A 20,210-nucleotide genomic window follows, 5' to 3' on the forward strand; every position below is an offset into this window, starting at 1 on the left:
ACCGCGCGAGGACCGACCGATGAAAGTGGCGACATTCAACATCAACGGCATCAAGGCCCGCATCACCGCACTGCCGGATTGGCTGGACGAGGCGGAGGCCGACGTCGTGCTGCTGCAAGAGATCAAATCGGTCGATGAGGCCTTTCCGCGCGAGATTTTCGAGGATCGCGGCTATACCGTCGAAACGCATGGGCAAAAGGGCTTTAACGGGGTTGCGATCCTGTCGAAACTTCCCTTGGAGGATGTCACGCGCGGCCTGCCCGGCGATGATAGCGACGAGCAGGCCCGCTGGATCGAGGCCACGGTGATGGGCGACACCGCCATCCGCGTCTGCGGGCTCTACCTGCCCAACGGCAACCCCGCGCCGGGTCCGAAATACGACTACAAGCTGGCCTGGATGGAGCGGATGCAGACCCGGGCAACCGAGTTGCTGGCGCTGGAAGAGCCGTTTCTGATGGCCGGGGACTATAACGTCATCCCGCAGGACGAGGATGCCAAGCGCCCCGAGGCGTGGAAGGATGACGCGCTGGCCCGCTATGAGACGCGGGCCGCCTTCCGCCGCCTGATGAACCTCGGCTTCACCGAGGCGTTCCGCGCCCGCACATTCGGCCCCGGTCATTACAGTTTCTGGGATTATCAGGCCGGCGCCTGGAACCGCGATGACGGCATCCGCATCGACCATTTCCTGCTCAGCCCGGCCTGCGCCGATCTGCTGGAAGACTGCCAGATCGATCGCGAGGTCCGCGCGCGGGAAAAACCGTCGGATCATGTGCCTGTCTGGGTGCGCCTCAGCGCCTGATCCGTCCCTGAAAGGACCTGCAATGGACAATCTGCGTGGCAGCCTCCTGATGGTGGTGGCAATGGCGGGCTTTGCCGCTGAGGATCTCTTCGTCAAACTCCTGTCCGAGGATCTGCCGGTAGGGCAGATGTTGATGATGCTGGGCGCAGGGGGTTGCGCCGTCTTTGCCATCGCCGCCCGCGCTCAGGGCGCGCGCCTGATCAGCCCTATCCTGCTGACGCGGCCCGTCATGCTGCGCAATCTGGGTGAGATCATCGCGGCGGTCAGCTATGTCACCGCGCTGGCCATGGCAGATCTTTCAACCGTATCGGCCATCCTTCAGGCCACGCCGCTGGCGGTCACGCTGGGTGCCGCGCTCTTCATGGGGGCGCAGGTGGGGTGGCGGCGCTGGTCCGCGATCCTCGTGGGCTTTGGCGGCGTGCTGATGATCGTGCGGCCGGGGCTGGAGGGGTTCGACATCTCGTCGGTTTTCGCGGTCGTGTCGGTCTTCGGCCTCGCGATCCGCGATCTGGCGACGCGCACGATCCCGTCCAACATCTCGTCCATGCAGCTTAGCTGTTATGCTTTCGGCACGATGGTGCCCACCGGCGCGGTCCTGCTGGCGTTCAGTGGCGGCGCCGCGATGCCAAACCCCACCGCCTGGGCGTACCTTCTGGGCGCGCTCATCTTTGGCGTGCTGGGCTACTACTTCATCGTCGGCGCGATGCGCATCGGGGAAATCGCCGCTGTCACGTCATTCCGCTATGCCCGCCTGCTCTTTGCACTGATCCTCGGCATGTCCCTCTTGGGCGAGCGGCCGGACCTTTGGACCCTGCTGGGTGCCGCGATCATCATCGCCTCGGGCCTTTACACCCTCATCCGCGAGCAGCGGATTGCGCGCCGGGCGTTTCGGCAAGCCAAACCCAAAGGTCCCCTCTAGCGCTACCAGAATTCCCTTTGCCGCGCGCCTTTGCTAAAGGCGGCGTCAAAGCCAATTTCAATGATCAGGACACCCGCCCCATGAGCAGCATCATCGACATCCACGCCCGCGAGATCCTCGACAGCCGGGGCAACCCCACGATCGAGGTGGACGTCACCCTCGAGGATGGCACGATGGGCCGCGCCGCCGTGCCCTCGGGCGCCTCCACCGGCGCGCATGAGGCGGTCGAGCGGCGCGATGGCGACAAGGCTCGCTACATGGGTAAGGGCGTGCTGGAGGCGGTAGAGGCCGTCAACGGCGAGATCGCCGATGCGCTCGACGGATTCGACGCGACCGAGCAGGTGGCCATCGACATGGCGATGATCGAGATGGACGGCACCGACAACAAGTCGCGCCTCGGCGCCAATGCCATCCTCGGCGTTTCGCTGGCCGTGGCCAAGGCGGCGGCGGATTACACCGGCCAGCCGCTCTATCGCTATGTCGGCGGCACCTCGGCCCATGTTCTGCCGGTGCCGATGATGAATATCATCAATGGCGGAGAGCATGCGGACAATCCGATCGACATTCAGGAATTCATGATCATGCCGGTTGCTGCGGACAACATCCGCGAGGCCGTGCGCATGGGCGCTGAAGTGTTCCATACGCTGAAGAAAGAGCTGTCGGCAGCGGGCCTTTCCACCGGGATCGGCGATGAGGGTGGCTTTGCCCCCAATATCGCCAGCGCCCGCGAGGCGCTCGATTTCATCCTGAAAAGCATCGAAAAGGCCGGTTACAAGCCGGGCGTGGATATCCATCTTGCCCTCGATTGCGCCGCGACGGAGTATTACAAAGACGGCAAATATGAGATGACGGGCGAGGGTAAATCGCTGACCTCCCAGGAGAATGCGGACTACCTCGCCGCGCTTGTCGCCGATTACCCCATCATCTCGATCGAGGATGGCATGGCCGAGGATGACTGGGACGGCTGGAAGGCGCTGACCGACACGCTGGGCGGCAAGGTGCAGCTGGTGGGCGATGACCTGTTTGTCACCAATCCCGAGCGTCTGGCCGATGGCATCGCGCGCGGTTGCGCCAATTCGATGCTGGTGAAGGTCAACCAGATTGGCACCCTCACGGAAACGCTGCGCGCCGTCGATATGGCGCATCGCGCGGGCTATACCAACGTCATGTCCCACCGCTCGGGCGAGACGGAGGATGCGACCATCGCAGACCTCGCCGTTGCCACGAATTGCGGGCAGATCAAGACCGGCAGCCTCGCACGCTCGGACCGGCTGGCGAAGTACAACCAGTTGATCCGCATCGAGGAGCTGCTGGGCGAGACGGCGGAATATGCGGGGCGCAGCATCCTGCGCGGCTGAGCGGGATCATCGTGGAATAAAAAAGGCGCGGCAAAATTGCCGCGCCTTTCTCATGTGCTATGCCGCAATACTTACGGGCAAGGCGCCTCGTAATAGGTGCCGTCGCCGCGCGAATATGCACAGACCCGCTGGTTCTGGTTCTGCGCCACGACCGTACCGGCTGCTGCGCCGCCCAGGGCGGAAATCAGCTTCCAGTCGTCGTCGGCCCCCAGCGCTTCGGCTGTCAGCAGGCCTGCGGCTGCGCCGCCGGCAACACCGGCCACGGTGCGCTGGTTGGACGTGAGGTTCTCACAGGCTCCAAGGCCCAGAACCGCGGTAAGGGCGACTGCGGAAATCCAAGGTTTCATTTACTTCTCCTTAATATGTCTCTCGTGTCCGTCACCCGGGCCATGCAATACGCAAAGCACCCGGCGCTGACGCATCAACACATGTCGCGCCGGAAGGTTCCAACGCGAACTGCCGTTTTCAAGAATTCAGCGAAAAAATGCTTATCCGATGAAACTATTTGCGGGTTTCCGCGTGAATCTAGGCGATTGGGCGGAACGGTATGGCGAATTTCCGATTGCGAAGCGCCGGCGGATTCCTGCCAGAATCGCGCCGCACGCCGTGCGGCGCCAAAAGGACGCTGCGTGATCTCCCCTGGAGGGCGCGTGGCCAGAGGGCGGATCAGCCTGTTATAGAGTGAACGTAGTGTATCAGTTGCCGGGTTGATCCGTCCTTGCCCTCTCCAGACGCCTCGCCCGTCAGGACCGGGCCAAGTTCTTGGGCCAGCTTCTTGCCCAGTTCGACCCCCCACTGATCGAATGAGTTGAGCCCGAGGACCACCCCCTCAGCGAAGACGCGGTGCTCGTAGAGCGCGATGATCTGGCCCAGGCGGCGCGGCGTCAGACGATCATAGATCAGCGTGGTCGAGGGACGGTTGCCGGGAAAGACGCGGTGCCGCGCCTGCCGATCCAGCTCCGCCCCGGTAAAGCCACGCTCTTTCATCAGCGCGCGCGCCTCGTCGAGGCTCCGGCCCAGCATGAGCGCCTCGGATTGAGCGAGGCAATTTGCCACCAGCAGCCGGTGCTGGTGGGCAAGTTCCGGCTCGTGTCCCTCGGCGGCCAGCAGGAATTCACACGGCACCACCTGCGTGCCTTGGTGGATCAACTGGTAGAAGGCGTGCTGGCCATTCGTGCCGGGTTCGCCCCAGACAACAGGGCCGCCGCCATGCGCCAGGGGGCGGCCATCCATGCCGACGCCCTTGCCGTTCGATTCCATCTCGAGCTGCTGCAGATAGGCCGGCAGCCGCGCCAGACGTTGGTCATAAGGCAGCACGGCGCGCGTCTGATATCCGCAGGCCTGATGATGCCAGAGCCCGGTCAGCGCGAGCATGAGAGGCATGTTCTGCTGCGGCGGGGCGTCCCGGAAATGGCCATCCATCGCCTCGGCGCCGCGCAGGAAATCGGTGAAATTCTCAGTCCCGATGGCAATCATCAGCGAAAGACCGATCGGTCCCCAGATCGAATAGCGCCCGCCGACCCAATCTTCAAAGCCGAAGACGCGTTCGGCCGGGATGCCCCATTCCGCCGCCTCCTCCGTTGCCGAAGAGAGCGCGGCAAATTGCGCGCCGGGATCGTCAACGCCCCCGGCCATCCAGGCGCGGGCGGTGGCGGCATTGGTCATCGTCTCGGTCGTGGTGAAGGTCTTGGACGCCACAAGGATCAGCGTCGTCGCCGGGTCCAATCTGCCCAAGGCGGTGGTAATGTCCGCGCCATCCACGTTTGAGACGAAGTGACAGCGCGGCCCGTCATGGTAGGGCGCCAGCGCGCGCACTGCCATCTCAGGGCCCAGATGCGAGCCGCCGATCCCGATATTGACCACATCGGTGATCGGGCCGCCTGGCCCTTTGAAGGCGCCGCTGCGCACGGCCCCGGCAAAGCTGCGCATCCGCGCCAGCGTATCGCGCACGCCGGGCATCACATCATTGCCATCCACCATGATGGACCCGCCCGAGAAATTGCGCAGCGCCGTATGCAGCACCGCGCGGCCCTCGGTTTCATTGATGGGCTGGCCGGTGAACATGGCCTCGCGCCGCTCGGGCAGGCCCTGCGCGCTCGCCAGCGCCAGCAGCGCGGCGCGCGCCGCCTCGTCCATCGAGGTCTTGGAATAGTCCAGCAGCATCCCGTCGAACCGGGCCGAGAATTCGGCGGCCCGCCCTGCCCCGAAGAGCGGCGCAATGCCGCGACTGCGCGCGTTGCCCGCCATGGATTTGATGTCGCGCCACATGTCAGGGGGCCCAGTGAACCGTGGCATCGTCCAGAAGCGCGGTGATCGGCGCATCGGCGGCATCCATCGTGCGCGCCCGCTCCAGCGCGTTGCGCTTACCGTCGCCGGTGATGACCACATGCAGGTGCATGGCGCCGCGCAGCACCCGCGCCGTCATCGTGACACGCGGCTCCGGCTCGCCCTCGATCCGCACGGGCAGCACGGCGGGTGCATCATGCGCCAGTGCCGCCTCGAGGCCGGGGGCGCGCGGAAACATCGAGGCGGTGTGCATGTCACCGCCCATGCCGACCAGCGCCACGTCGATCGGCAGGCGCGGCGTCAGGCCTTCGGCCAGCCCCGGCGCGGCCTCTTCCGGCGAGGCATCTTCGACATAGAGCGGCAGGAGGGTGGCCGCCGCCGCCCGCTCGCAGATGAGGCGCTGCGCGATCTGGCCCGCGTTCGAGCGCAGATGCGCCTGCGGGCGCCAACGCTCGTCGCTGGGCATGATGTCGATATGGCCCCAGTCGACGCGCGCGCCGCACAGCGTGTCAAAGACCGGGCCCGGCGTTGTCCCACCCGGCACAACCAGCAGGGCGCGATCGCGCTGGCGCAGCGCGGCGTTCAGCTGAGCGGCCATCACATCGGCAAGGCCCATCGCCATGAATTCGGCATCCGGGTATTCGATCAGATTCATGTGCGTATCTCCCGCCAGCGGCGTCCGTCGCGGTGCATGAGGGCCAGCGCGTCGTCCGGCCCCGAGCTTCCTGTCGCGTATGTGCAGGGCGGGCGGCTGGACGCCTCCCACTCATCGATGATGGGGTCAGTCCATTCCCAGGCCGCCTCCACCTCGTCCCCGCGCATGAAGAGGGTCTGATCGCCGCGGATCACGTCCATGATCAGCCGCTCGTAGGCGTCGGGGATATCATCGGCCTCGGGGCCGAGTGCATCGGAAAACGTCATGTCCAGCGGCACGTCGACCAGTCTCATCCCGCCCGGTCCCGGCTCCTTGATGGTCACACCCATCTCGATCCCTTCATTGGGTTGCAGCCGGATCGTCAGGATATTGCGGTGTCGCCCCGCATCGGCGCCAAAGATGGAATGGGGCGCGTCCTTGAAGACCACGGCGATTTCGCTGGCGCGGGCGCGCAGCCGCTTGCCCGTGCGCAAGTAGAAAGGCGTGCCCGCCCATCGCCAGTTGCCGATCCGCGCCTTCAGCGCGACAAAGCTTTCGGTCTGGGTGTCGGGGTTGCCGACCTCCTCGGCATAGCTGGGCAGGGTATCGGTGCTTTCATACTGGCCGCGCACCACGTCAGCGGGCTGAACGTCCTCAAGCGCGCGGATCACCTTGAGCTTTTCGTCGCGCACGGCGTGCGGATCGTACTTCGCGGGCGGCTCCATCGCGGTCAGGCACAGCAGCTGCATGATATGGTTCTGCATCATGTCCCGCATCGCGCCCGACTTGTCGTAATACTCGCCCCGGCTGCCGACCCCACCGGATTCGGCCACCGTGATCTGGATATGATCGACATACTGGCTGTTCCAAAGCGGCTCGAACAGGGTGTTGCCAAAGCGGATGGCCATCAGGTTCTGCACCGTCTCCTTGCCCAGGTAGTGGTCTATCCGGTAGATCTGCGTCTCGTCGAAATGCTGCGCCAGCGCCGCGTTCAGCTTGCGCGCCGACGCCAAATCGCGGCCGAAGGGTTTTTCGACCACCACGCGCGTATCCGCGCAGATCAGCCCATGCGCCTCGATCCGCTCGGCGAGATCGCCGAAAAGGCCTGGCCCGACCGAGAAGTAGAAGGCCCGTATGCGCCCCTCACCGGTCAAACGCTCTTTCAGAGCGCCCCAGCCATCCTCGCCGCGCGCGTCCAGCGTGACATAGCCAAGCTGGGCTAGGAACGCGTCCAGACGGTCCGAGCCGCAGGCGGTATCGGCGCCAAATTCCGTGATCGCCGCACGGGCGAAATCGCGGTAACCTGCATCGTCCATCTCAGCGCGGGCCGCACCGATCACGCGCGCCTCCTCGCCCATCTGGCCCGCGCAATAGCGGCGAAAAAGGGCCGGCAGGATCTTGCGCCGGGCCAGGTCGCCGGTGCCACCGAAAATCACCAGATCGAATGGCTGGACTGGAATGACGCGCGATACCATGAACAGGGCTCCTCTTCGCCGCGCACCTTAGCACTCTGCGCCGCGTTCACAACTCTGTCAGATCCCGGCGCGCCGCTTTCCAGCAGCGGGCAGCCGGGATAGGCACGGATGACGGGCACGCAAGTCAGGCAAGCGAGTCAGGCACTTCGGGAAGGACCGCATGAAAGACGCAATCGAGACCCCCAATGCAGGCAAGTTTCGCGACCCAAAGGTGACCGCCAAGGGCGAGCCGCGCGCCCATGTCGCGCTGACCCGGCCCGATACGCTGTGGTTCAACACCGGAACGCTCTGCAATATCGAGTGCGAGAATTGCTATATCCTCAGCTCGCCTACCAATGACGCGCTGGTCTATATCACCGAGGCCGAGGTGGCCGAGTATCTGGACCAGATCGAGGCGCGCGGCTGGCCCGTGCGCGAAATCGCCTTCACCGGCGGCGAGCCTTTCATGAACCCCGAGATGATCGGGATGGCGCGCGCGGCCCTTGAGCGCGGCTATGAGGTGCTGATCCTGACCAATGCCATGCGCCCCATGATGCGCAAGAAAATGCGCGCGGGCATCGAAGAGTTGAACGCCGCCTGGCCCGGCAAGATGACCTTCCGCATCTCGGTCGATCACTGGTCCGAAGAATTGCACGACAAGGAGCGCGGTGCAGGCGCATTTGCCCGCACATTGGAGGGCATGGACTGGCTGAAGGGCGCAGGCGTGCCGATGGCCGTCGCTGGCCGCACCGTCTGGGGCGAGAGCGAGGCCGAAGGCCGCGCCGGCTATGCCCGCCTCTATGCGGCGCGCGGCTATGACATCGACGCCGTCGATCCGGGCGCCACTGTCCTCTTTCCCGAGATGGACGAAGCGGTCGAGGTGCCCGAGATCACCACCGGCTGCTGGGATATCCTGGGCAAATCGCCGGAGACCGTGATGTGCGCCTCGTCTCGCATGGTGGTCAAGCGCAAGGGCGCGGCGCGCCCCGCCGTGCTGGCCTGCACCCTCCTGCCCTACGCGTCCGAGTTCGAGCTGGGCGAGACTCTGGCCGAGGCCGAGCGGGACGTATCGCTCAACCATCCCCATTGCGCGAAGTTCTGCGTTTTGGGCGGAGCGAGTTGCTCGGCCTGAGAGGTCGCCGGGGCTCTGCCCCGGACCCGTGGATATTTTTGGCAAAAAGAAATGGGGATGGCGGCGCGGGCAAGTAGGGTCCTGCGGGCCAGTCTGGCCCTTTGCTCCGGCGATTGATCAGCGTCGAGGGCAAGAGCCCTTCGCCAGGTCGGAGCGGGGTGGACAGCTCTTTAGGACATGCGGAAAGCGGCGTTTTGATCCTGATCTGGGGCGGCAACGCGCTGTCCGGCATCTGGGCCGGCGGGGCACGTCGAGTAAGTTCGCAACTGTCCCTTGACCTTCCAGCCAATGGAACCCTTATGTGAAGCTCGAATACTTGCAGGAGCACCCCCATGCCACACGCGCACCCTCTCCGGTTTACCGTTCAGAATATGTCCTGCGGCTCCTGCGTAGGCCGTGTCGAGCGCGCGTTGACGGGCCTGCCGGGCGTATCCGAGGTCACCGTGAACCTCGCGGCCGAAACGGTTCAGGCGCAAATTGACGCGCCGGAGCGCGCGGGCGATATCGTGGCGGCCCTGCAAGAGGCCGGCTATCCTCCTCGCGAGCTGACGGTCCGGCTGAACGTGGCGTCGATGTCCTGCGCCTCCTGCGTCGGGCGCGTCGACAAGGCGTTGGCCGCTGTTCCGGGAGTCCTAGACGTCGCGGTAAATCTCGCCTCCGAGACCGCGACGGTGACCTATGCCGAAGGCGCGGTGCAACTCGAGGACCTGCTGCGCGCCGCTGAGGAGGCAGGGTATCCGGCAAAACTGGCGGTGGCCGCCGCCGCGGAGGGGGAGCCCGGCGCTCGCAAGGTTGAAGAGGCCCGCACGATGGCGCGCAAGACGATGCTGGCGGCCGCATTGGCGCTGCCCGTCTTCCTGCTGGAGATGGGCGCGCATGTGATCCCCGGCATGCACGCGCTGATCGGGCAGACCATCGGGCATCACACCAGCTGGCTGATCCAGTTCGTGCTGACGACCGCAGTTCTGGCCGGGCCGGGACACAGTTTCTACACCAAGGGGTTCCCGGCTCTGCTGAAAGGCGCGCCCGACATGAACAGCCTTGTCGCGGTCGGCACCTCTGCGGCCTATCTCTATTCGCTCGTCGCGCTTTTCGCCCCGGCGCTTCTGCCCGAGGCATCGCGCGCCGTCTATTTCGAGGCGGCGGCGGTCATCGTCGTGCTGATCCTGCTGGGTCGCTGGATGGAAGCGCGGGCCAAGGGCCGCACCGGGGCCGCGATCCAGAAGCTGATCGGGCTCCAGGCCCGCACCGCGCGCGTTCTGGTAGATGGCGAACCGCAGGACCTGCCGATAGAGCAGATCAGCGCAGGCGCGACTCTGCTGGTCCGCCCGGGCGAGCGCATCGCGGTGGATGGCGAAATCACCCAAGGCAGCGCCCGCATCGACGAGAGTATGATCACCGGCGAGCCTCTTCCCGTGGCGAAAACCGAGGGCGATCCGGTCACCGGCGGGACGGTCAATGGCTCGGGCAGCTTTCAGTTTCGCGCGACGCGCGTTGGCGCGGATACCACGCTGGCGCAGATTATCCGCATGGTCGAAGAGGCGCAGGGCGCCAAGCTGCCCGTGCAGGGCATGGTTGACCGCATCACCCTTTGGTTCGTGCCCGCCGTCATGGCGCTGGCCGTGCTGACCGTGCTGGTCTGGCTGGTCTTCGGCCCCTCCCCGGCGCTGTCCTATGCGCTGGTCGCGGGCGTGTCGGTGCTGATCATCGCCTGCCCCTGCGCGATGGGGCTGGCAACGCCGACCTCGATCATGGTGGGCACGGGCCGCGCGGCGGAAATGGGCGTGCTTTTTCGCAAAGGCGATGCTTTGCAGCAGCTGTCCGGCGTGCGTATCGTGGCGCTGGACAAGACCGGAACGGTGACTGAGGGGCGCCCGGCGCTGACCGATCTGGTGCTGGCGGACGGGTTCGACCGGGCCGAGGTCCTAGGCCTCACCGGCGCTGTCGAGGCGCAGTCCGAGCATCCCATCGCCGAGGCGATTGTCGCTGCCGCCGAGGCCGAAGGGGCGCCCCGCCACCGGGCAGAGGGGTTCGAGTCGATCACCGGCCATGGCGTGCGCGCACAGGTCGCGGGCCGCGACATCCTGATCGGGGCCGAGCGCCTGATGGCCCGCGAAGGGCTGCAGCCGGGCGCGCTGACCGAGGCTGAGACGGATCTGGCCCGGCAGGGTCGCACGGCGCTTTATGCTGCGATCGACGGGCAAGTCGCGGCGGTCGTCGCCGTGGCCGATCCGGTCAAGCCCGCCAGCGCGGCGGCGATCCGCGCCCTGCATGATCTGGGGCTGAAGGTGGCGATGATCACCGGCGACAAGCGCGAGACGGCGGAGGCCATCGCGCGTGAGACCGGCATCGACCATGTCATCGCGGGCGTTCTGCCCGAGGGCAAGGTCGCCGCGCTGGACGAATTGCGCACAGGCGGGCAGATCGCCTTTGTCGGCGATGGCATCAATGATGCGCCCGCGCTGGCCCATGCGGATATCGGCATTGCCATTGGCACCGGCACGGATGTGGCCATCGAATCCGCCGATGTCGTGCTGATGTCCGGCGATCTGCGCGGCGTGGTCAACGCGATCACGGTATCCACCCGCACGATGCGCAACATCCGGCAAAACCTCTTCTGGGCCTTCGGTTACAACGTGGCGCTGATCCCGGTGGCGGCCGGCGCGCTCTACCCGGCTTTTGGCCTGCAACTCTCGCCAGTTCTGGCAGCGGGTGCGATGGCGCTCAGCTCGGTCTTTGTTTTGTCGAACGCGCTGCGCTTGCGCCGTCTGCGGCCCGCATTGCGGGAGGTCGCGCCGCCGCGCCCAGCCACCAATTTCGCACCGGCCCCGGCGGAATAAGGAGGGTAGGTGATGAATATCGGAGATGTCGCCGCCCGCTCGGGCCTGCCCGCCAAGACGATCCGCTATTACGAGGATATCGGCCTCGTCAAACCGCAGCGCAGCGCCAATGGCTATCGCAGCTTCCGCGAGACGGATGTGCACAAGCTGGCCTTCCTGGGCCGCGCCCGCGCGCTGGGGTTCAGCATCGAGGATTGCCGCAGCCTGATGAAGCTCTACGAGGACCGGGGCCGCGAGAGCGCCGAGGTCAAGCAGATCGCGCAGGAGCATCTGGCGCATATCGACGAGAAGATCGCCGAGTTGTCGCAGATGCGCGCCACCCTTGCGTCTCTTGTCGATGCCTGCGCTGGCGATCACCGCCCCGATTGCCCCATCTTGGCAGATTTGGCGTCGGAAGACGCCGGCACGTAGCCCGGCCCGGCGCGTCGCCTGTCAAATCGCCCTCAAAAACGCGACTTTATCCCGGCAAAAATGGAACCCTCCAGCGCTGGAGCGTGGTTTTATCATTGTCAAAGGCGCCGGTCCGCAGGGTTCCAGCACCAGATTGAGAGGGAGAAACATCATGTCCTATTGGAGATTTGCCGCCATGATCGCGACCTCGACGGTCGTGATGTTCATCCTCATGTATCTCAACACGTTCCTCTGGACCCACGTCTTCTGGTCCGAAACGCGCGCTTACATGGCGATCCTGATGGGCGGCGTGATGGCGATCATCATGCTGTCCTTCATGCTGTCGATGTATTCCAGCAAGGCGATCAATGCCGCGTTTTTCGTCGGGGCCGCCATCGCGGTCGTGGGCGCGCTCTGGTTGGTGCGCAGTCAGGCAACGGTGGGCGATACCAGCTACATGCGCGCCATGATCCCGCACCACTCCATCGCCATCATGACCTCGGGCCGTGCCAATATCGAGGATGCCCGGGTGCGCAAGCTGGCCGACGGCATCATCTTTGCGCAGGACAAGGAAATCGCCGAGATGCGTTATCTCATCAATGAGATAGAGACTGCGGGCGTGACCACTCAGGAAGGTGGCGATGCCCCGGCTCAGATTGTCAGTCTGGAAGAAGCGCTCTCTACCGCGAAAGTGGCGGGGGTCGATGCGGAATTCCTCAAGGAGGAGGAGATCGCGCGGCTTTTCCCCGGCGGGGCGGCCTGCACCTTCTACTACACCACCGAAAGCCCCGCATCGCTGGCCATCGGCGAGGTGGACGGCGCGGTCGCTGGCCTTGTCAAACTAAGCGGCGATCTGGTGCGCCTTGAGGCCGATGCCAGCGGCCAGACGCTGAGCGCGGAGGGCATCACGATGAAACTGAGCGCGGCGGATGACTCCGATAGCCTCGCGGATGTCGGCAGTGAGCCGGTCGAGGCGACCCTGGTGCTGGAACTGCAAGCTGGTCTGACCGCTGGCTATCGCGGCTTCTACAGTTGCCGCGCCTGACGCCGCCAGATGCACCCGAAAGGAAATGATATGCCCAAGGATACCACCAAAACCGCCAAGCTCTACCGCATGGTCATGCCGGGCCACCTTTGTCCCTACGGCCTCAAATCCAAGGATCTTCTGGAACGTGAAGGGTACACGGTCGAGGACCATGAGTTGACCACGCGCCAGGAAACCGACGCCTTCATGGAGCGTTACGGCGTCGATACAACGCCGCAGGCCTGGATCGGGGACGAGCGCATCGGCGGATACGAGGCGCTGCGGGTCTATTTCGACCTCGACAAGCCCGAAAGCGAGCGGTCGGACATCTCCTACACGCCCGTCATCGCGATCTTTTCCGTCGCCTTCCTCATGGCACTGGGTCTGTCATGGTTCACCTTTCAGGACCTCGTCACCCTGCGCGCCTTCGAATGGTTCATCGCCATCTCGATGTGCTTCCTGGCCGTGCAGAAACTGCAAGATATCGAAAGCTTTTCGACCATGTTCCTAAATTATGACCTCCTTGCGCGGCGCTGGGTACGCTACGGGTATATCTACCCCTTCGCCGAGGCATTTGCCGGTATCCTGATGGTCGCAGGGGCGCTCACGTGGCTTTCGGCACCGGTTGCCCTTTTTGTCGGGACGGTCGGCGCCGTGTCGGTCTTCAAGGCGGTCTATATCGACAAGCGCGAACTGAAATGCGCGTGCGTCGGCGGAAGCAGCAATGTGCCGCTGGGTTTCGTCTCGCTGACCGAGAACCTGATGATGATGGGCATGGGCATCTGGATGCCGCTCAAGGTCTATGTTCTGGGTTGGTGACGGGACGCGTAGCCGGAATGGATCTGCGCCTTGCCCGCATCGCTGCGGCGGCCCATATATGAGTCATGTTGAAATTCACCCCGATCCTTCTGGCGTTGATCTATGCGTTCGTCATGTTCCGTTTCTCGGTCTGGCGCACCTCGCGTGATCTGACCGACAAGTCGACCGAGTTGGTGGACCCCAAGCTGAAGGCGTTGACCGACAGGCTGGCGCAGGCGCTGGATCTGGCGCGGATCCGGGTGCATATTTACGAGATCGAGCCAGTGAACGGCCTCGCCGCCCCGGACGGGCGCATTTTCATCACGCGGGGCTTCTACAACAAGTTCCAGTCCGGCGAGGTGTCGGGCGAGGAGATGGCGTCGGTCATCGCGCATGAGCTGGGCCATGTCGCCCTGGGCCATTCGCGGCGGCGCATGATCGATTTTTCCGGGCAAAACGCCCTGCGCACCGCATTGGCGATGGTGCTCTCTCGCTTCCTGCCCGGCATCGGCGTGATGATCGCGGGGGGGCTGACCTCGCTTCTGGCGGCACGTCTATCGCGCCGCGATGAGTACGAGGCGGATGAGTATGCCGCGGCGCTGCTGGTCAAGGCCGGGATCGGGACGGAACCGCAGAAATCGCTCTTTCTCAAGCTTGAGGCGCTGACCAAGTCGAATTCCGGCGCCGCGCCCGCTTGGCTCATGAGCCACCCCAAGACGGGTGAGCGCATCGCCGCCATCGAAAAGCTGGAGGGCCGCTGGGGTCAGGGCTGACCCGCTCAGCTTTGCGTCAGTGCCTTGGCAAGGCGCGGCAGGCGCGCCTTTTTCAGTAAAGGCCGCAAGGTCCAGTCCGTTCCGCCAAGGCGGCGCGCCTCGGCCAGAACTTGGTCCGCAACCTCGGCCATCATCTCCGGCTGTGCCTGCCAGATGCCATGCAGGAATGCATCCGGATCGCTGCGCGACAGGCCCTCCTCGGCCAGGATCTGCCGCGGAAAATCCTTGGCATTGAGCGTGATGATCACGTCCGCCGACCCTGCGATGGCAGCGGCCAGCACATGGATATCCGCCGGGTCGGGCAGCCAGAGCCGATCCTCCAGCGACCCGGACCAGCGGATCTCGGCCTTGGGCCAGTGCATGGCCAAGAGAGCGGCCCCAGAGGCAGCCTGCGCCATGCCGTCCGGCCCCAGCTTGATCGCGGCGCGCTGCCATTCCTCGATGATGCGCGCGGACCAGAGCGGGGTAAAGGCGCCCGACGCTGCCGCGCCCAGCAGCATCTGGCGCATGACCGTGGGATAGATCACGCATGTGTCCAGCAGCGCCCTCACAGCCGGAAAAAGAGCGCCTTGAGATAGCCGCTTTCGGCCAGTTGCGGATGCATCGGATGATCCGTCCCCGCCCCGCCCGTGTGGATCAGCTGCGCGCTGCGCCCCGTCTCGTGCAGGCCGCGCCCGATACCGCGCAGGCTGGCGCGGCGGAAGGCGTCCATGTCGGCGGCGTGGCTGCACGAGCAGAGGCCCAGATAACCTCCGGGACGCACCAGCGGCGCGGCAAGGCGCGCGGTGCGCTCGTAAGCGCGCAGGCCAGCCTCCAGCGCCTTTTTCGAGGGTGCAAAGGCCGGCGGATCGCAGATGACCACGTCGAACTGCGCGCCCTCCTGCCCTAGCGCGGTCAGCACTTCAAAGGCATCCCCGCGCCGAGTCTGGAAGGTATCATTTAACCCCATCGCATCCGCGCCGCCTTGTGCAAGGTTCAGCGCAGGCTCTGAGCCGTCCACCGCCAGCGCCGAGGCCGCGCCCGCCGCTATCGCGGCAAGCGAAAAACCGCCGACATGGCTGAAGACGTCAAGCACGCGCGCGCCCTTCGACAAGCGAGCGGCAAAGGCGTGATTGGGGCGCTGGTCGTAGAAAAGGCCGGTTTTCTGGCCGCCGGTCAGATCGGCCAGATAGGTGGCACCGTTCATCGGCACATGCACCGGCGCCTCCGGCGCGGTGCCCATCAGCACGGCAGAGGCATCATCCAGCCCCTCGAGACCGCGCGCCCGGCCGCTGGCATTTTTCAGGATGTTGCGCGCGCCTGTAACGTCGGCCGTGGCGGCGGCCAGATCGTCCAACATCACATCGGCCCAAGCGGCATTGGGCTGGATCACGCAGGTATCGCCAAAGCGGTCGATGATGACCCCCGGCAGGCCGTCCGCCTCGGCATGGATCAGGCGATAATACGGGGCATCGAACAGCGTCTCGCGCAGTTCGAGCGCGCGGGAAAGGCGCCGGGTCAGCCAGGCGCGGTCGATCTGGGCAGAGGTATCAAGATCCAGCACCCGCGCCATGATGCGCGAGGCGGGATTGACAGCAACAAGGGCCAGGGGCGCGCGCTCGGCATCCTCCAAGAGGGCAATAGTGCCGGGCGCGATCGCCTTGGTGCGCCGGTCTGTCACCAGCTCGTTGTCATAGACCCAAGGGGCGCCAAAGCGGACGGCCTTGGGCGAGGTTTTGGGTTTGAGGCGGATCACGGGAAAAGGGGACGGTGTCATGCCGTCCCCTTAGAGGGTTTTACGGTTTCCGCAAAGCTTAAAGCGTATTGAGAACGCCCATCAGGCCCAGCCCCGTTGCGTGAAAACTGCCCGGCTCGATCAGCTCCTGGCGGATGACCTTGGCGAGATGCGCGGTGATGCGCACCTTCTGGGTCTCGCCGCGCTGCTCGGCCCTGATGGCCTCGTTGCCGCCATAGCCCTTGAGGTCGGCACGGATCTGACGCGTGGGGGTCAGCGCCTGGCCCGTGGCCGGATCGCGTAGCGTGACGGTGAAGGTCAGCGCATGCACGCCGCCAATCGTGTAGCGTGTCTTTTCGGTCAGGGCGTGAAAGCGCTGGACCTCGATATCAAGAACGGCGGGGATACCGTTTTTCATGTCCTTGGTGCCGCGCGTCATCGCCTCTTCGAAAATCGCGCCAACCTGCGCATAGCGGTCTCCCATCGGATCGCCTCGCCAGACAATGTCGCCGCCGGGGTAATAGCGGTTCGCCTCCGAGACCTTGAGCGTGCGGGGCACATTCACGCGCACGGACTGGATGTCCACAGCGATGGTCGTGGCGCGCTGCGGCGCATCGACGATCGCGGCGCGGCTCACCGACTGGTCAGGCACGCTCGCGCAGGCCGAAATTCCCAGAGCCAGCGACAGACCCGTGATCATCCGGATCGTTGTGCGAAGTTTAGACATGACTGTCCTCCTGCGGCCGTTTCGGCCTTCTTTTGTCGGGGCGTATCCCCGCGCTCAGGATTGACTGATGGCTCCGAATTGAGGCCAATTCGCGTCAAATGAGGTGCATATGCGTGATGAATGCGGGGCCTTGTTGCGGCGCGGCCTTGGCCTGCGTCAGTCGCGTGTCAGTCCCGTGGCCGAGATTTCCAGCCGCCGCGCCGACGCGGACGCGCCGAGGCCTCCTGTCCCTGCAGCAGCACCGCGGTCATCGGATGATCGGGGTTGTGCGCCTGATAGCGCGCCAGGAAATGCGCAATGGCCTCCTGGGTGTCCTGCCCGTCGGGCAGCGACAGCGCCCAGTCGAGAAAGATCGACCGGCATTCCTCAATCTTGATGCCGTCGATGCGGTACGCCTCGAAGATGAGGCCCTTTCTGTCGAGTGGATCGCTTGATTTCACGGTGTCGCTCCCTGACAGCCTTCCGCATCGGCGCGCGCCGCCTCCGATAGCGCCGCGTCTATGACATCCGCCGCCGCCTGCGCGCGCGCTTCCAACTCGGCGATAAGGTCTGAGATATCGGCGCGATCCGTCTCGCGCAATACGAACGCGCGCGCGCCCGAGCCGAGCGTATCCGCATCCAGCGGGCCTTCGCCCAGAAGGCGCGCCGCCATCTGCACATCGCGGCAGAGCGCATGCGCGCGCGACAGCGTCTGCGCGCCCGCCTTGTCCCACCAGCCCAGCGATGTGCCCGCCCGTAGCCCGGCCTGCGTGCCTGCCACCCGGCCGACCTCGCCCGAAACCAGAATCGCCGCCTGCGCGATCAGTTGAATATCCTGCAGCCGTCCCGGCCCCAGTTTCGGGTCCAGCGGTCCCTCCGGCGACTTGGCGGCAGCGATGCGCGCACGCATTTCGGAGACCTCGCGCGCCAGGCGCGGGGCGGTGTCCGGCCGCCCCGCCACCTCGGCGATCAGATCACAGCGAAACGCCTCGACCTCGGCGCCCAGGTCGGCCTCGCCCGCGATGGCGCGGGCGCGGGTCAGCGCCAGATGCTCCCACCCCCAGGCGCGATTGCGCTGGTAGTCTTGAAACGCGCCCAGCGACGTGGCCACCGGCCCCTGATTGCCCGAGGGACGCAGGCGCATGTCCACCTCGTAGAGCCGCCCGCCGGTCATTTGCGCGGTCAGCCCCGAGATCATCGCCTGCGTCAGGCGCGCGTAATAGGGCTGAACGGCCAGCGGCCTGCGGCCCTCCGACGCCTCGGCGCCGTCCGAATCGTAGATCACGATCAAATCCAGATCCGAGGCCGCGTTCAGCGCTCGCGCGCCCAGCGACCCCATTCCCATGACCGCCGCGCCGCGCCCCGGCGGCGGCCCGTGCTTGCGTGAGAACTCGGCGACGACTTCGGGCCAGAGCGCGCCCAATACCGCCTCGGCCAGATCGGCATAGTGCCGCGCCGAGGTCGCGGCATCGACAAGCCCGCGCAGGTGATGCACGCCGATGCGGAAATGCCATTCGCGCCGCCAACTGCGCAGCGCAATGAGGCGCCCCTCGTAGTCCCGCTCGCGCGCCAGCCGCGCGGAGACATCCGCGCGCAGCGCCGCAAGGCCGGGCCAGGGCGCAAAGAAATCCCCGGCAATCACCGCGTCAAATACGGCGGCATTGCGCGACAGATACCCCGCCAGTGCCGGCGCGGTGCCGACGATATCGACCAGCAGTTCGATCAGTTGCGGATTGCTCTCGAAGAGCGAGAAGACCTGCACCCCCGCGGGCAGCCCCGCCAGAAAGCCGTCAAAGGCCAGCAAAGCCTCCTCGGGATGCGAGGTGCGCGACAGGCGCGCGATGATGTCGGGGCGCAGGCGGCGGAAGATCTGCCCCGCCCGGTCCGAGCGCAGCGCCGGATAGCCGGGCCAGCGCCCGATCACCGTAGCATCGAGCCACGTGCCCTGCTCCGCCTCGTCTGCCGCGTCCTCCTCGCCCGCATCGGGCTTGAAGAACCGCTCGATCACGCCGTCGACCGCCGTGAGGCGCGACAAGAGCTCATCCTTCAGCTCATCCACCTCTCGATCCATGAAGGCGGCCAGGCGCGCGAAATCTTCGTCAGAGTCGGGCAAGTCATGCGTCTGCTGATCGCGCAGCATCTGCAGGCGATGCTCGACCTCGCGGTAAAAGCGGTAGTGATCGGCCAGATCGCTTGCCACATTGGTCGGGATCCAGTCCTTTTCAGCCAGCCCCGCCAATCCCTCAAGCGTGCCGCGCATCCGCAGCGAGGGATCGCGCCCGCCGACGATCAATTGCCGCGTCTGGGTAAAGAACTCGATCTCGCGGATGCCGCCGCGCCCCAGTTTCATGTTGTGGCCCATGAGGTCCAGCGGGCCACCCAGATCGGCCCCAAGCCCCTTATGCGCGCGGATGCGCAACCGCATGTTATGCGCGTCCTCGATAGCGGCGAAATCCAGATGCCGCCGCCAGACGAAAGGTTGCAAGGCAGTCAGGAACGCCTCGCCCGCCGCCAGATCGCCCGCGCAAGGGCGCGCCTTGATATAGGCCGCACGCTCCCAAGTGCGGCCAAGGCTTTCGTAATAGGCCTCGGCGGCGGCCATCGACATGCAGACGGGCGTGACGCCCGGATCGGGGCGCAGCCGCAGATCGGTGCGAAAGACATAGCCCTCTGCGGTATTCTCGCTGAGCGTGGCGGCCATCCGGCGGGTGGCGCGCACGAAGGCGGCGCGGGCCTCGTGCTGATCGTCCTGCGCGTATCGCGTATCGTCATAGAGGCAGATCAGGTCGATATCCGAGCTGTAGTTCAGCTCACCCGCACCCTGTTTGCCCATGGCCAGAACGGTCATGCCGGCGCAACTCTCCAGATCGGCCTCGCTCATGCCGGGCAGCTTGCCGCGGCGTAGCTCGTGACCGATGGCGTGGCGCAGGGCCGTCTCGCAGGCCAGATCGGCCAGATCGGTCAGCGCCTGCGTGACCACCTTCAGCGGCCACACCCCGGCCAGATCGGCAAGACCGATCAGGAGCGCCGCGCGCCGTTTCGCCTGTCGCAGTGGGACGGCGGGATCGCCCTCGACGGCCCTTAGCCTCTCCATAACACCCGCCAGCGCGTCTTCGGGCGCATCCAGAGCGCCGGGCAGCCAATCCGCCTCGCTTTGCAGCAGTTGCCGCAGATAGGGGCTGCACCCGGCGGCGCCTGCGATGACATCGGACAGATCATCCCCGATACCTTTGAGCCGTGCGCGCGCCTCCTCGGCAGGCTCGGTCTGATAGGGGCGCGGTATGCGGCGGATGCGGTGGGCAAAATCCATGCCCTCAGTGATACGCATGGCGCGGGGGCGGTCAATGGCGCATCGTGCGGCGGCCTCGGCAATGTAAATAATA

Annotated in this window: 18 protein-coding genes; 9 read left to right on the plus strand and 9 right to left on the minus strand. The window is 65.5% G+C overall.

The genetic code is table 11. The features are described from left to right. Window positions 1-19: 19 nt before the first annotated feature. The 3 genes from xth (at window position 20) to eno (ending at window position 3,076) form a co-directional block, all read left to right on the plus strand. Window positions 20-799: an exodeoxyribonuclease III gene (gene xth, locus ACEWPL_RS03625; RefSeq protein WP_393930037.1), complete on the plus strand. Its 780-nt coding sequence runs from the start codon at window positions 20-22 to the stop codon at window positions 797-799. 22 nt (window positions 800-821) lie between these two features. Then, a complete protein-coding gene (locus ACEWPL_RS03630; RefSeq protein WP_393930035.1) occupies window positions 822-1,718 on the plus strand; it encodes a DMT family transporter in 897 nt (298 codons plus the stop codon). An 80-nt stretch (window positions 1,719-1,798) separates the two neighbouring features. Beyond that, window positions 1,799-3,076: a phosphopyruvate hydratase gene (eno, locus tag ACEWPL_RS03635; protein ID WP_393930033.1), complete on the plus strand. Its 1,278-nt coding sequence runs from the start codon at window positions 1,799-1,801 to the stop codon at window positions 3,074-3,076. A 71-nt stretch (window positions 3,077-3,147) separates the two neighbouring features. Here the strand turns inward: eno and ACEWPL_RS03640 are convergent, their stop codons facing one another. The 4 genes from ACEWPL_RS03640 to zwf form a co-directional block, all read right to left on the minus strand. Further along, a complete protein-coding gene (locus tag ACEWPL_RS03640; protein WP_393930031.1) occupies window positions 3,148-3,423 on the minus strand; it encodes a glucose-6-phosphate isomerase in 276 nt (91 codons plus the stop codon). Window positions 3,424-3,742: 319 nt separating this feature from the next. After that, entirely contained in the window at window positions 3,743-5,344 is a 1,602-nt protein-coding gene (pgi, locus tag ACEWPL_RS03645; RefSeq protein WP_393930029.1) for a glucose-6-phosphate isomerase, read from the minus strand. Window position 5,345: 1 nt separating this feature from the next. Then, complete coding sequence (gene pgl / locus ACEWPL_RS03650) at window positions 5,346-6,017, minus strand: 6-phosphogluconolactonase (protein ID WP_393930027.1); 672 nt, start codon at window positions 6,015-6,017, stop codon at window positions 5,346-5,348. Beyond that, on the minus strand, window positions 6,014-7,471 hold the full coding sequence (gene zwf, locus ACEWPL_RS03655; protein WP_393930025.1) for a glucose-6-phosphate dehydrogenase: 1,458 nt from the start codon (window positions 7,469-7,471) through the stop codon (window positions 6,014-6,016). Before zwf ends, pgl begins: the two co-directional genes overlap by 4 nt. Window positions 7,472-7,631: 160 nt before the next feature. On the opposite strand from zwf, the gene ACEWPL_RS03660 reads away from it, so the two are divergent. The 6 genes from ACEWPL_RS03660 (at window position 7,632) to ACEWPL_RS03685 (ending at window position 14,407) form a co-directional block, all read left to right on the plus strand. After that, window positions 7,632-8,582 (plus strand): radical SAM protein, encoded by a 951-nt coding sequence (locus ACEWPL_RS03660; protein ID WP_393930023.1) that lies wholly within the window; start codon window positions 7,632-7,634, stop codon window positions 8,580-8,582. Between the two features lie 332 nt (window positions 8,583-8,914). Further along, window positions 8,915-11,422, plus strand: a complete 2,508-nt coding sequence (locus tag ACEWPL_RS03665) for a heavy metal translocating P-type ATPase (RefSeq protein WP_393930021.1) — start codon at window positions 8,915-8,917, stop codon at window positions 11,420-11,422. A 12-nt stretch (window positions 11,423-11,434) separates the two neighbouring features. Further along, a complete protein-coding gene (cueR, locus tag ACEWPL_RS03670) occupies window positions 11,435-11,833 on the plus strand; it encodes a Cu(I)-responsive transcriptional regulator (RefSeq protein ID WP_393930019.1) in 399 nt (132 codons plus the stop codon). A 151-nt stretch (window positions 11,834-11,984) separates the two neighbouring features. After that, window positions 11,985-12,857, plus strand: coding sequence for a DUF305 domain-containing protein (locus ACEWPL_RS03675; RefSeq protein WP_393930017.1), 873 nt, complete (start codon window positions 11,985-11,987; stop codon window positions 12,855-12,857). A gap of 30 nt (window positions 12,858-12,887) precedes the next feature. Next, window positions 12,888-13,655, plus strand: a complete 768-nt coding sequence (locus ACEWPL_RS03680) for a MauE/DoxX family redox-associated membrane protein (protein ID WP_393930015.1) — start codon at window positions 12,888-12,890, stop codon at window positions 13,653-13,655. Between the two features lie 65 nt (window positions 13,656-13,720). Next, window positions 13,721-14,407: a M48 family metallopeptidase gene (locus ACEWPL_RS03685; protein WP_393930013.1), complete on the plus strand. Its 687-nt coding sequence runs from the start codon at window positions 13,721-13,723 to the stop codon at window positions 14,405-14,407. Window positions 14,408-14,412: 5 nt separating this feature from the next. Here the strand turns inward: ACEWPL_RS03685 and ACEWPL_RS03690 are convergent, their stop codons facing one another. From ACEWPL_RS03690 to ACEWPL_RS03710, 5 genes are all read right to left on the minus strand, one after another. Continuing rightward, a complete protein-coding gene (locus ACEWPL_RS03690) occupies window positions 14,413-14,958 on the minus strand; it encodes an RSP_2648 family PIN domain-containing protein (protein ID WP_393930011.1) in 546 nt (181 codons plus the stop codon). After that, a complete protein-coding gene (locus ACEWPL_RS03695) occupies window positions 14,955-16,163 on the minus strand; it encodes an RSP_2647 family RNA methyltransferase (protein ID WP_393930009.1) in 1,209 nt (402 codons plus the stop codon). Before ACEWPL_RS03695 ends, ACEWPL_RS03690 begins: the two co-directional genes overlap by 4 nt. Before the next feature lie 37 nt (window positions 16,164-16,200). Continuing rightward, window positions 16,201-16,848 carry a DUF6778 family protein gene (locus ACEWPL_RS03700; RefSeq protein ID WP_393930007.1) on the minus strand — a complete coding sequence of 216 codons (648 nt, stop codon included), beginning with the start codon at window positions 16,846-16,848 and terminating at the stop codon, window positions 16,201-16,203. A gap of 167 nt (window positions 16,849-17,015) precedes the next feature. Next, a complete protein-coding gene (locus ACEWPL_RS03705; protein WP_393930005.1) occupies window positions 17,016-17,288 on the minus strand; it encodes a hypothetical protein in 273 nt (90 codons plus the stop codon). Continuing rightward, on the minus strand, window positions 17,285-20,137 hold the full coding sequence (locus ACEWPL_RS03710; protein ID WP_393930217.1) for a bifunctional [glutamine synthetase] adenylyltransferase/[glutamine synthetase]-adenylyl-L-tyrosine phosphorylase: 2,853 nt from the start codon (window positions 20,135-20,137) through the stop codon (window positions 17,285-17,287). Before ACEWPL_RS03710 ends, ACEWPL_RS03705 begins: the two co-directional genes overlap by 4 nt. Window positions 20,138-20,210 lie beyond the last annotated feature (73 nt).

Origin of the sequence: Roseovarius roseus (assembly GCF_043355935.2) — a bacterium.
GTDB lineage: Bacteria > Pseudomonadota > Alphaproteobacteria > Rhodobacterales > Rhodobacteraceae > Roseovarius > Roseovarius roseus.

What these genes read in the sequence shown, in the direction of transcription:
- xth (WP_393930037.1), top strand. Translation starts at nt 20, where the DNA reads ATGAAAGTGGCGACATTCAACATCAACGGCATCAAGGCCCGCATCACC.
- ACEWPL_RS03630 (WP_393930035.1), top strand. Translation starts at nt 822, where the DNA reads ATGGACAATCTGCGTGGCAGCCTCCTGATGGTGGTGGCAATGGCGGGC.
- eno (WP_393930033.1), top strand. Translation starts at nt 1,799, where the DNA reads ATGAGCAGCATCATCGACATCCACGCCCGCGAGATCCTCGACAGCCGG.
- ACEWPL_RS03640 (WP_393930031.1), bottom strand. Translation starts at nt 3,423, where the DNA reads ATGAAACCTTGGATTTCCGCAGTCGCCCTTACCGCGGTTCTGGGCCTT.
- pgi (WP_393930029.1), bottom strand. Translation starts at nt 5,344, where the DNA reads ATGTGGCGCGACATCAAATCCATGGCGGGCAACGCGCGCAGTCGCGGC.
- pgl (WP_393930027.1), bottom strand. Translation starts at nt 6,017, where the DNA reads ATGAATCTGATCGAATACCCGGATGCCGAATTCATGGCGATGGGCCTT.
- zwf (WP_393930025.1), bottom strand. Translation starts at nt 7,471, where the DNA reads ATGGTATCGCGCGTCATTCCAGTCCAGCCATTCGATCTGGTGATTTTC.
- ACEWPL_RS03660 (WP_393930023.1), top strand. Translation starts at nt 7,632, where the DNA reads ATGAAAGACGCAATCGAGACCCCCAATGCAGGCAAGTTTCGCGACCCA.
- ACEWPL_RS03665 (WP_393930021.1), top strand. Translation starts at nt 8,915, where the DNA reads ATGCCACACGCGCACCCTCTCCGGTTTACCGTTCAGAATATGTCCTGC.
- cueR (WP_393930019.1), top strand. Translation starts at nt 11,435, where the DNA reads ATGAATATCGGAGATGTCGCCGCCCGCTCGGGCCTGCCCGCCAAGACG.
- ACEWPL_RS03675 (WP_393930017.1), top strand. Translation starts at nt 11,985, where the DNA reads ATGTCCTATTGGAGATTTGCCGCCATGATCGCGACCTCGACGGTCGTG.
- ACEWPL_RS03680 (WP_393930015.1), top strand. Translation starts at nt 12,888, where the DNA reads ATGCCCAAGGATACCACCAAAACCGCCAAGCTCTACCGCATGGTCATG.
- ACEWPL_RS03685 (WP_393930013.1), top strand. Translation starts at nt 13,721, where the DNA reads ATGTTGAAATTCACCCCGATCCTTCTGGCGTTGATCTATGCGTTCGTC.
- ACEWPL_RS03695 (WP_393930009.1), bottom strand. Translation starts at nt 16,163, where the DNA reads ATGACACCGTCCCCTTTTCCCGTGATCCGCCTCAAACCCAAAACCTCG.
- ACEWPL_RS03700 (WP_393930007.1), bottom strand. Translation starts at nt 16,848, where the DNA reads ATGTCTAAACTTCGCACAACGATCCGGATGATCACGGGTCTGTCGCTG.
- ACEWPL_RS03710 (WP_393930217.1), bottom strand. Translation starts at nt 20,137, where the DNA reads ATGGATTTTGCCCACCGCATCCGCCGCATACCGCGCCCCTATCAGACC.